General features: G+C 39.7%; 8 protein-coding genes. 6 read left to right on the top strand and 2 right to left on the bottom strand.

From position 1 onward, the window contains the following. The first annotated feature begins 145 nt into the window (after positions 1–145). Positions 146–1519, top strand: a complete 1374-nt coding sequence (locus tag BMX11_RS10315) for a hypothetical protein (protein WP_090883947.1) — start codon at positions 146–148, stop codon at positions 1517–1519. Between the two features lie 86 nt (positions 1520–1605). On the opposite strand, the gene BMX11_RS10320 is transcribed toward BMX11_RS10315, so the two are convergent. Then, on the bottom strand, positions 1606–2058 hold the full coding sequence (locus BMX11_RS10320) for an NUDIX hydrolase (RefSeq protein WP_090883948.1): 453 nt from the start codon (positions 2056–2058) through the stop codon (positions 1606–1608). A 32-nt stretch (positions 2059–2090) separates the two neighbouring features. Further along, on the bottom strand, positions 2091–2543 hold the full coding sequence (locus BMX11_RS10325; protein WP_090883949.1) for a substrate-binding domain-containing protein: 453 nt from the start codon (positions 2541–2543) through the stop codon (positions 2091–2093). Positions 2544–2715: 172 nt separating this feature from the next. Here BMX11_RS10325 and BMX11_RS10330 point away from each other — a divergent pair, with 172 nt between their 5' ends. From BMX11_RS10330 to BMX11_RS10350, 5 genes are all read left to right on the top strand, one after another. Next, a complete protein-coding gene (locus BMX11_RS10330; protein WP_245738633.1) occupies positions 2716–4224 on the top strand; it encodes an ABC transporter substrate-binding protein in 1509 nt (502 codons plus the stop codon). A 722-nt stretch (positions 4225–4946) separates the two neighbouring features. Next, positions 4947–8084, top strand: coding sequence for a SusC/RagA family TonB-linked outer membrane protein (locus tag BMX11_RS10335; protein ID WP_090883995.1), 3138 nt, complete (start codon positions 4947–4949; stop codon positions 8082–8084). An 11-nt stretch (positions 8085–8095) separates the two neighbouring features. Next, positions 8096–9961: a RagB/SusD family nutrient uptake outer membrane protein gene (locus tag BMX11_RS10340; RefSeq protein WP_090883951.1), complete on the top strand. Its 1866-nt coding sequence runs from the start codon at positions 8096–8098 to the stop codon at positions 9959–9961. Positions 9962–9983: 22 nt separating this feature from the next. Then, positions 9984–10943 (top strand): hypothetical protein, encoded by a 960-nt coding sequence (locus BMX11_RS10345; RefSeq protein WP_090883952.1) that lies wholly within the window; start codon positions 9984–9986, stop codon positions 10941–10943. 71 nt (positions 10944–11014) lie between these two features. After that, positions 11015–12193 carry a DUF3826 domain-containing protein gene (locus BMX11_RS10350; RefSeq protein WP_090883953.1) on the top strand — a complete coding sequence of 393 codons (1179 nt, stop codon included), beginning with the start codon at positions 11015–11017 and terminating at the stop codon, positions 12191–12193. Positions 12194–12424 lie beyond the last annotated feature (231 nt).

The following is a 12424-nucleotide window of genomic DNA, read 5'->3' on the forward strand; positions in this document are numbered from 1 at the left end:
TTCGTACGAAACAAATATTATTTAATAAATTTTATTACACCCTGATATTGAAAAACTTATAATTATATAAATCATTAGTAAAATGATGTAACAGTTAAGAAACGCTGCCAGATTATTTTTGTACCACACAAATGATATTCACACCATGAAACTAAAACCTGTAATGCTTCCGCTCTTATTAATTGGTTTGGGCTACTCAGCAAATGCACAACACGAAACACATCCGACTGTAAAAACCGACAGTCTTAAAAAAACTAGTGATACTGCCAAGACAGCCATGGATCACAGCATGCACGGCAGGAGTAAAATGCAAAGCGATGTACCTATGAGCCATGCCTATTCCTTAAACCTCCCTATGCAACGTAATGGCTCAGGCACGTCCTGGCTACCGGATGCTTCCCCCATGTACGGACTAATGTTTCATGCTAAAAAATGGATGTATATGCTCCATGGAAACATTGCTCTACGCTATACCAAACAGGATATTGGAGATAAAGGAAGCAGAGGTGGTGACCAATTTGACGCACCTAACTGGTTTATGTTTATGGGCCAACGAAAAGTTGGCCAAAAAGGGCTTTTTCATTTCAGCTCGATGCTTTCTTTAGATCGGCTTACAGAGGGTGGAGCGGGTTATCCCCTATTGTTTCAAACAGGCGAGAGCTGGAAGGGTCAACCGCTGGTAGACAGGCAACATCCTCACGACTTGTTCTCGGAACTCTCTGTGGGCTATACCTACTCCTTCTCCAAAAAATCTGATTTGTCTCTATATCTGGGATACCCCGGAGAGCCTGCATTGGGATCCGCAGCTTTTATGCATCGCCCTTCCTCGTTGTCTAATCCGGATGCGCCAATTTCACACCACTGGAACGATGGCACACACATTACCTTTGGCGTAGCCACAGTTGGTTACCGTTACGATAAATTTAAAATAGAAGCTTCCTCTTTTACCGGAAGAGAACCCGATGAAAACCGCTTTGACTTCGACAAGCCTCGCTTTGATTCTTACAGCGCCAGACTTTCCTTTAATCCAAATAAAAACTGGGCACTCCAGGTTTCGCAGGGCTGGATTAAAAGTCCCGAATCCATGCACGCCGGAGAAAATGTAAACAGAACTATAGCTTCGGTGATTTACGCCCTCCCACTGGGTGAAGAAAAAAGTATTAATGCCACCGCACTTTGGGGCCTCAACAAAACAAAAGGGCATGAAGGCGAAAATGCAATATTGATAGAAGGAGCTTATAGAAACCAAAAATGGTCATTATACTCCCGATACGAGTGGGTGCAAAAGTCTGTTGAAGAACTTAATTTAGCTGAACCTGCTTACAATGAGCATTTGTTTGGCGTAAATGCATTTACCCTGGGCGTAAACTATGATCTTTTTCAACTCAAGAAATTCAGAACTGCTGTTGGCGGACAGGTTTCATTCTATAATACCAACGCAGCGTTAAATAATTTGTATGGAAAGAATCCCATGGCCGGCCAGGTTTTCTTTAGAATATATCCCGGATTGATGTTTTAGGGAGGAGAAGAACTTGCTATTAGAAGCTGAAGGCACAAAGCTGAAAGCCTTAAAGGAGCAGAATGCTTTTGCCTTTGAGCTTCAATCTATAGCTTATCTTTTATTTCCAGTAAAAAAGGAATTTGTCTCTCGTTAATTTTCTTTTCAGCATCTTCATAACTGAACCAGGCTGCCCGATCAATCTCTGGAAATGCCTTCATTTTGCCTGAACGTGGAGGCCATTCCATTTCAAAAAGATTGCTCTTCATGTTTTCAAGATCAACATCAGCTTGCAAAGCCCAACAAAACACCTTTTTCCCCCCTTTTTGAGTAATAGCGCCAAGTTCAATAAATGAACCAGAGGGCTTAAAACCTGTTTCTTCTTCAAATTCTCGTATTGCCGCATTTAAAGGCGCTTCATTCTCCTCCAGTTCTCCTTTAGGGATGGTCCAGAAACCTGCATCTTTTTTGGCAAAGTAAGGCCCTCCAGGGTGAACGAGAAAAAACTCCAGTTGCTGATTAATTTTCCTGTAAAGTAGTAAACCAGCACTTTGTTTCATAAACCTTGTTTTATTTGTTGTGTTTGAAAGTTTTAAACCCCAAATCTAATCCACTTATCTCCCTCATGCCCAAAAATAAATGAGCCGGGATGAAGCATTTCAGCAATATCTTCAATTAAGGCTACGGCATTTTCTGCATTGCGCTCACGCTCAACATCATCATTTAATAAAATAATCCTATTATTCTGTACAGCCTGCCAATCTGCACTCAGAGCCGCTGGTACTTCACGCATCAGGTCGGTAAGTGTTTTTCCCGGTTGATAGTATATAATAAATACAGCACTTAAAGGATCTGCCTCGATCATCCCACCTGCAAGTGTTATTTCTTCAGATAATAGATAGCCCACGCTATTGTCTACACCGAGGCAAGCCACCGGAACTTTATCCATAAACTTAATCTTATGTTCTACCAGATCTAAACGTTCCTGTAATTCTTCTTGTTTAGTGGCATCAAGGCCGATAAATAAATCGTTTAAAAAAGACATCTGCATTAAATTTATTATTTTGTGCAAAAATAACATTCCTTCATTCATGCGAGGCTCATTTAAGTATATATTTTGGTTTTTATGCTGTATAACTTGTTTTTCCTGCAAGGAAAATGCAACTGATAAGACCAAAAAGGTATTTAACATCAACCTCGACCAGGGATTAACTTCTATGGATCCGGCCTTCGCACGCAATCAGAATGCCATCTGGATGACCAATCAGATTTTTAACGGACTCGTTCAGGTAGACCAAAACCTTCAGGCGGTACCTTGTATTGCCAAAAGCTGGGAAATATCTAAAGATGCCCTTCAATATACCTTTCATCTCCGTAAGGATGTCTATTTTCATGACGACCCTATTTTTAAAAATGGTAAGGGCAGAAGAGTACTGGCGAGTGATTTTGCCTACAGTTTTTATCGCCTGATTGATCCAAAAGTAGCCTCTTCCGGTGGATGGATTTTTAGCGACAAAGTTCAGGGGCAATCTAGTTTTATTGCATTAAACGACTCTACTTTCAGGATTCAGTTGCTGCGTCCGTTTCCGCCATTTATGAGCCTGCTCACCACTCAATATTGTTCGGTAGTTCCGAAAGAAGTAGTGGAGCATTATGGAAAAGATTTCAGAAGTCATCCAATTGGGACGGGCCCCTTTAAGTTTAAGTACTGGAAGGAAGGTGAAATTTTGGTGCTGTTAAAGAACGAGCATTATTTCGAAAAAGATGGGAAAGGAGCACCATTACCTTACCTAGATGCAGTAAAGGCTACTTTCATTACCGACAAGCAAAGCGGTTTTATGAGTTTCCTTAAAAAGGATCTTGATTTCTATTACAATGTAGATGGCAGTTACCGCGATGATATCCTGACCAAAAGTGGTAAAATGACTGCTAAGTACAAAGGTAAATTTCAGTTAATTAAAAGTCCTTATCTCTGTACAGAATACGTTGGTATTCTTATCGATACGAATCTGGCTATAGTTAAAAATTCACCTTTAAAGTTAAAAAAGATCAGACAGGCCATTAACTACGCCATTGATAAGGAAAAGCTCATCAAATATCTTCGCAATGGAATTGGGATACCGGCAAACTCTGGTTATGTTCCAAAGGGGATGCCCGGTTTCGACAGTACTTTGGTAAAAGGCTACCATTATAATCCGAAACTGGCCGCCAAATTGTTAGCAGAATCTGGTTATCCAGATGGACAGGGTCTTCCGGAAATTACCCTTAACACGACCACTACATATAAAGATTTGATTGAATTTATTCAAGGGGAATTATCAGGGGTTGGCATAAAGGTTAAAGTTGATGTTAGCCCAAGTTCCAGTCTGCGCGATCTGATTTCGAAAAATCATGTCAATTTTTTCCGTGCTTCCTGGTTGGCAGATTATGCCGATGGAGAAAATTTCCTGTCCATGTTTTACGCTAAAAACAAGGTTCCATTCGGGCCAAACTATACTGCTTTCTACAATAAAGATTTTGATCGGCTTTTTGAACAAAGTTATTACGAAACCGATAACGAAAAACGTTTCGCGCTGTATCGCAAAATGGATCAGATGATAATGGATCAGGCATCGGTTGTACCTTTATTCTACGATCAGTCGGTGGTGATGCTGCAAAACAACATCTCTGGCTACAACACCAATCCACTGAGCCTGATGATTTTGAAAAAGGTAGATAAACACTAAGTACAGTATTTTTTTTGTACTAATCGGATTTGGCATTTCTACATCAGGTATGCTTCAGAATTTCTATCAAAAACCTACCGCAAACACCCAAAAACCTATAAATCAATAGCTTCACAGAGCAATACCTCAAAAAGACATCGCTGTAGTATTTTTTCTACTAAAAGGATTTTCTAGTTTTTATATTTGAATATTATATTTATACTTGATTGTTGAAATCAAAAATGGCTTAGAAAAAAGCTTTCAATTTTTTTAGGTAAGATGCTACAGTAACTGGCTAATAAATACCATAAATTGATGCCTGCTATTTTGAAATTTTAACAAATTATCAGACAAGACTTTAACCAAATGTGAACTACAAAATCTTCTTCTATAAAGATTTTGTTTATTAATGAATTATGAGAGAAAGATTATCGCCTATGCATAACCGTTTTTACCGCTAAGTACAGCTGTAATCACTACCACAAAATTACTTGTGGTATCCAACAACAATAATTACTAATTACACTAACCAAATTTCACGACATACAGACAATACGTTCATGAATGTATTGTATTAAGATTTTAGGAATACCTAATTAAATCAATTAAAGCTCCCCCGACCCATCCCAACAAACCAGCCGATCCATTTAGCTTCAAATTGATTTTATTGCTACACAGATTTTTCAATCGCCATTAATCATTCAGATCCATAAGCAATAATGAGTAACAATAACCGACCAAATATGAAACAAAAAATTCTACTAACTTTAAATGGCTTACTGCTATTGACCTTGCTTTTCTGCGCCCCCTCCTATGCGCAGATAAAGAAAATAACCGGTAAAATCACTGATAAGGCAGATAATGGAGCATTGCCAGGCGTAAACGTAAGTATTAAGGGTAAACCCAGTAATGTAAGCACAAACGCAGATGGTTTTTATACCATACAGGCAGATCCTGCTACCGACATACTTGTATTTTCTTATGTGGGCTATGTTAGACAATCGATTGCACTAAATGGAAAATCTACACTAAACGTTTCTTTAATTTCTGATAACGCCGTTTTGGACGATGTCATTGTTGTGGGTTACGGGGTGAAGAAAAAATCGGATGTTTTAGGTTCTGTAGCAACCATTACCGGTGAGGAATTGCAGGACATTCCCTCCCCTAACATTGCTGGGGCATTAAGAAACCGTATTGCTGGTGTAGGTGTAAGTGCGGTATCAGGAAAACCAGGATCATCTATTAATCTTAACATCAGGAATGCCAGCACTAGTAACCAGGGAAACACCATTGGAGCAACCTCTGAGCCACTATACATCATTGACGGGATTTCGATGCCGAATAGCGATGCATTCGATAATCTAGACCCCTCTATGATTGAAAACATCACTATCCTCAAAGATGCCTCAGCAGCAATATATGGAGCATCAGGCGCTAAAGGGGTAGTTTTGATTACCACCAAACGTGGAAAAGTAGGCAAGCCCAGCTTAAGTTATAATGGCTATATGGGGGTTTCCGATGCGGCGAAAGTGCCTGAAATGCTGAGTCCTTACGAGCATGCGTTATTATTAAATGAAGGATTCAGAATCGGCAACGAACCAGCATCTGTATTTTTCTCGGACGCTGACTTAAATTATATACAAAATCTTAATTATAAATCTTGGTATAATGAACTTTGGCAAGCTTCACTTACTCAAAGACATAACCTGAGCATTTCGGGTGGAAGTGATAAAATTACATTCTTTGCAGGTGGAAGCTATCAGAATGAAAATGGAAACTACGAGGGACTGAAAGTAGACAAGTATACCTTTAGAAGTGGCATGAATGCCACCATCTTGCCAGGTTTAAAGGCAGACATTGCTTTTAACGTAGATCAAAATGTAAACATGGCGAAAAACAATGGTACAGAAAACGATGCAGACTTTTTCAGATCAATTATTACAGTACCAGGTTGGGTACCTATTACCATTGACGATAAGCCCGTTAATTTTGGTTCTGTAACCAACCCTTTAAACTTATTAAACTCTGGATATTACGATAACAGAAAAGGCTTTGGCTATCGCATCAATGCAAGTTTAAGTTATCAGCCTTCATTTATTAAAGGTCTTACTGCAAAGCTCCAGTTTTCCCAAGGGGGAAATTCTTCCAGAACAAGGCTTTATAAAGCCCCTTATGATGTATATAACTTTGCTAAGTTTGGTAATAACAGAGCACTTTACAGCAATCAGCCTGATCCTGTTAATCCCGTTCAATCGGTGGTTACAATGGCCAATGCTGAAACCAGGGCCGGACAGTCTACTGGAAACAGCTACCAAGGCTTCTTTACCTTACAGTATGCAAAAACCTTCGGCAAGCATGCTTTCGATCTGATCGCCGGTGGAGAACAGACGGTATCTTATGCAGAAACTCAGCAAAACATCTGGATCGGTCAATTAGTTCCGCAGGTAGATGAGCCTTGGGCATTTGATGTTAACAAGACTCAACAACCTACCCGTTCGGTTAACGAATCTACTAAACGCTCATTCTTTGGACGTTTCTCGTATGATTTTGATAAGAAATATCTCTTGGAAGGGGTTGCACGTATAGATGCATCATCCAACTTTGCCGCAGGCAACCGCTGGGGACTTTCTCCTAGTATTGGTTTAGGTTGGATTGTCAGCAATGAGAATTTTTTCAAGGATAATATTAAATTCATCAACTTCCTGAAGTTTAAAGTTAACTATGGCATTACGGGTGATGACCGTGTAACATCCAGATTATGGCAGGAACGCTATGCAGTTAGTACTTCTGATGGTTACCTGTTTGGCTCAAACAATGGCATCGGCTTAAATCCATCTGTTTTGCCCAATGCGAATATAACCTGGGAAAAGAAACAAACATTCAATGCCGGTATTGAGGCCACAATGCTCGATAATAAGCTGAATGTTGGCATAGAGGTATTTAGAAACTATACTTACGATGGTTTCGATGGTGGTGTAGACAAACTTTATCCTATGTATGCCGGATTCAAATCGGCAACCGTAAATTATCGTGAAGTTTACAACTGGGGAACAGAGTTTACATTGGGATACCGAGCTAATATAGCCAAGGATCTCTCACTCAGTACCAGCATGAATTTTAGTTTTGGTAATTCTGTAGTATACCGTGAGTTCTACAACCCACAAGAATTGATATTCAACGTAGGCGAAGACATCATCACTACAGGTCTGGATCCAAGAATTTATAGTTCTAGTAATTCAGGATTAGTGGCTATTGGAATGTTACGCACCCAGGCAGAGGTTGATGCTTTTCTAAAGGCCAATCCAAACTATAACTTTAAGGGTAATATCCCAGAAGTGGGTTGGTTGATTTATGAGGACACTAACAAAGATGGCATCATCAATGAATCAGACATGGCTCCATTATATAAACACCCCAATCCTTTCTTAAGTACAGGTATTAATATCAATTTAGGTTATAAAGGATTGAGTTTAAGCACCAATATCGCAGCCAGATTCGGAGGAAAAGTTTTCTATGACAGTCGTGCGGTAACATCTGCCTCGCTTACTACTAACGTGCTAACGATCTGGAAAGATCGATGGACACCAGAAAATCCTTCACAGGGATTAATGCCAAGATTTGATGATCCTTCAGTGGGCGTAAATTCAACTTTTTGGGCAGTTAACGGAACGATGATCCGAATTAATAACATGACGCTGAGCTATAAAGTACCTGAAAAATTTGCCCAGAAAATTGGTATGGGTAGTTTAAGGATACTGGCAACGGGTAATAACCTCTGGACAATCGTTAATCCCTTAAAATATAAAGACCCTTATACTTCAAGCGCATACGATTATCCCACTATCAGAACCATTTCTTTAGGATTGAGTGCTAATCTATAATTATTGAAATCATGACTATCAAATATCAAAATATAATCAAAAAAGCAATATTGCTTTTAAGCGTAGCCAGCTTGAGTATAGCCTGCGTAAATAAAAATGAATTTTTCGAACTTAAAGACAGGGCTGGTATTGATGCCGCCATCTGGAGTACAGAGGGTGCGGTAGAAATGCACTTGCGAGAGTCATATGATATGAGTATCCCCCGCTTTCCTCATCAGGATACTTATGACCGGTACCCAATTCACCTGGCTAGTGACGAGAATTTTTTCTCAGGAAACGATCAATGGGCTAAAGCAGCTCTGGGTGTACAAGGAACATTAGCTAATAATGATGTGCGCTTTGTAGGCAACAAATACCAGGGAAATAATTTTGGCGACAACCGGTATTTCGACATAGCCCGTCTGAATAATGCTATTGCATTTATCCCCACAGGAACTATGCCCGATATTTTGAAAAAAAGATTTTTGGGCCAATATTATGCTTTAAGGGCTATAAATTACTTCGAACTGGTAAAAGTATATGGAGGAGTTCCATTGGTTTTAACACCACAAACACCCAGTGATTTGAATGTAGGTGGCCGGGCTAGTGCAAAAAAATGTTTTGATCAGATCATTAGCGACCTGGATTTAGCGATGGAGAATCTTACCGGAACAACATGGGATGATGGTACTGGAAGAGGAAGAATCTCCCGTGAAATTGCAGCATGCTTAAAAGCCAGGGTATTGTTATATTGGGCAAGTCCACAGTTTAACCCTCAAAATGAAGCTGCCAGATGGCAGACTGCTCTCCAAGCAAACAAAGCTGCATATGATTTGTGTGTGGCAGCCGGAAAAAAATTATTACCAAACTATTCAGACATCTTCTTATTTGAAGGAACAGCGAATACAGAAGCCATATTGGTAAGAACGTATTCGGCAACCCTTGAAAGAAGAGGACATAATACCGAAAATAGAGTTAGGCCAACATCTGAAGGTGGCTCAGCCAATAGTGCATTTATCCCAACCACTATTTTACTAAATGCCTATCCAATGAAAGATGGCAATCCTATAAGTACAGTTGGTGGAACAGCAAAATATTTCTACGACCCTATTATGTTCTGGCAAAATAGAGATCCGCGTTTCACTGCTACTTTCGCTTACAATGGCAGCGTATGGCCATTGAGTGGCAAAGCAGGAAGAAAACAGTGGAATTATGCTAACGCAACGGGTGAAACAGGGGGATATGGAGTTTACTCTAAAAAGTTCGCTACTCCTAGCCTTGCACAAGGATCTGTAGCATATTCAAGTAATTTAGGTGGCAGTGGCATGGATTGGATTGAGCTTCGTTTTGCAGAGGTAATGATGAACTATGCAGAATGCGCCAATGAAACCGGAGACATGACCCTGGCTAAAAACCTACTTAGAGAAATTAGAAAGAGAGCAGGTATTGAGGAAGGAAATGCAGGTAACGATTATGGATTAGGCGCTGCTACCAATGCCAGCTTAATGCGTGAGCTAATTACCAATGAGCGCTTTATTGAATTTTCTTTTGAAAACAAACGAAACGCTGATTTGAGAAGATTAAGGAAATGGCATTTGCTATCCGGAACGATACAAACCATAAGAATTGAGGTTCAAAAAACCGAATATATTAAAGAATTGGAATCTCTAATACCTAATACAACTACCCTGAAGAGAGATACAGTAGATATTAACAAAAAAAGTACCTATAATTATTTCTTTAAAACTGGAATAGTTACCCCTTCAGGAATAGGTTCATTTAGTATTCCAGAATATCATTACTTCTATACTTTCCATAACGATTTTATGTACTCTAGCCCATTGTTACTTCCAACCATTGGCTGGGCTGGCGGATCCTTTGATCCTTTAGCAAATTAATTTATCAAATAAGACAAGAGAAATGAAAAGTAGAAAACTTACCATATTGACCGCAATTATAGGATTCGCACTTTCACTAGCAGCCTGTAAAAAAACTGCACCAAATATTTATAATATGTTTGATGATGTAGCTGTAACTTTTAAGTCAGATTATCCCTTTAGTATTGTAGATTACAAGGATATAAACGATGGTGACAGTGTTTACCTCAGTTTCACCATTACCTCAGCCAAAGAAGATATGGCTGCTGTTTGCGTGAGAAGGGAAGGTGTTGAAACGCCTGTTTTACAAATTAATTTACCAGATAATGTGGATAAGCGATCCTATACGGGTGTTTATAAATTCAAAGTAAACCGTGTGGGAGAAAGCAAGTATCGTGTGTATGCATTAAACAAACAGGCCACCTACATCGGAGATGGCTACAAGTCGGTCTCATTCAACGTAAGATCAAACTTTACTTTGGTAAATGAAAGGAAACTTTATCTCCCGGACAGTGTGTCTCAGGATCTTCCAAGCTATTATTCCATTAAGCGGGGGGAGAGCTTTAGTTATGCACAGGGAAAAGATGTATCTGCAGATCTTGATTTTGGAATTTATAGAACTCCAGCTCCTCAGGGAGATGCTAATGCAATTGTAGGGTATTGGTATCACATCTATTCACTTAGTGCAAGTCCACTGTTCTTTAACAAATTTGACATCAGCAGCTGGACAAAAAGGGCAACTTTATTTAGTGCGCAGGCAGCAAGTGATGCTAATTCCTTTACTAACAACCTGGTCTCGGGATCTACAATTCAGACTATTGTAGGTGCCAAAACTATCAATTTGAAAGAAACACCAAGAACCTCAGCAGGTTCAATTAAAGTAGGTTCTGTAGTTTACTTCAAAACACCTGAAGGAAAACTCGGAGCAATCCACTTCAAAAGCATTAGCGCTGATTACAACGGAAAGGTTTACTTCGCCATCAACGTTAAAGTACAAGATTAAATCAGTTCTTAATATGGCGGCTCCTCATCAGGGCCGCCATTTTTATTCAATCACCTGAAAAACTTCAAAAAATGAAAAGACAGTTTACATGGCTTGTTGCCCTATCGTTAAGCATAGGGACAAGTATTTCTGCTCAAGAATCAAAACCCTATGCAGAAGTAGCTGCTGAAAGAGCAGCCAAGATATCTGCTGCGCTGAACTTAAGCGACACCAAAAAACTGGCTAAAATAAAGGCCGTTATTGCACAGCAATATATTGCTCTTGATAAAATACAAACCCGAACTGAGCAGCAGCTTAAAGGAAATAAGGAAAGTAGAGAAACCATTAATCAGAATGCCGACAAAGAGATTGCACAGCTTCATAAGACCTATCTGGATGCCTTAACCAAGGACCTCAGTTTATCTCAGATTGAAGAGGTGAAAAATGGCATGACCTACCATACCGTTCCCCTCACCTATACCAATTACCTGCTCATGCTCCCCTACCTGAGCGAAGAAGACAAAACCCAAATATTACAGTACTTAACAGAAGCCAGGGAAAAAGCCATGGATGCGGGGTCTTCCAAAGCTAAACATGCCTGGTTTAACAATTATAAAGGTAAAATTGCCAACTACCTCTCAGCAAAAGGGTATCAACTGAAAACAGAGGGAGAAGAATGGGCGAAACGAAGAGATACCAGTTCAACAGCCATAGAGATCAGTTCGGCAAAAAAAGTGATGACAGCCCTGGCTTTGAAGGATAAAAAAGCAGCTGAACAAATTCGGAACCTGGTAGCCTACCAGTACCAGCAAATCACCAAAATACAAGCTGCAAAGCAAGCACGTATTGATGAGGCAAAACGGCTTCAAAAAAATGACGCAGAGATAGAAAGTGAAAGCCAGGCCGCCTGGGAAGAAAGTAAGGCCAAACTGGATAAGCAGCGCGATATTTTTATTGCCGAGCTTACCAAAAGGTTAGACCATGACCAGATAGAAACCGTAAAAAATGAAATGACTGGACAAGGCCTTGATAAGGAACTTGCCCGGTTTGTAGAACTCCTGCCTAATTTGACCGATGAGCATAAAGTTAAAGTACGGGAGTACCTGGTAGAAGCACGAGAAAATGCGCTGAATGTTTTAACCAGCAGAGAACGCAACCAGTGGTTTGCCAAATACAGAGGACGGGCCAATAATTACCTCTCTAAACAAGGTTACGACCTTAGAAAGGCGACAGAGATACTGGAGCAGAAAAAACTATCGAATAGCAACTGAGGAGAACTGACAATACGGCCATCTTTCATTGGCTTAACAGTAAAAATACCCACTCAAAAATGGAACAACTTTAACAGGATAAAATACAATAATCCCGAATAAACATAATATTACCGGATTCAAATCCTGTAATATTATGTTTTTAAAGGATTACCATCTAGAATCATTATTATGTTCTCGAATCGTCGAACAATCTAAAAGGAAACTATATAGGAGGCCGGCACTTCCTAA

Source organism: Pedobacter rhizosphaerae (assembly GCF_900111155.1).
Classification (GTDB): domain Bacteria; phylum Bacteroidota; class Bacteroidia; order Sphingobacteriales; family Sphingobacteriaceae; genus Pedobacter; species Pedobacter rhizosphaerae.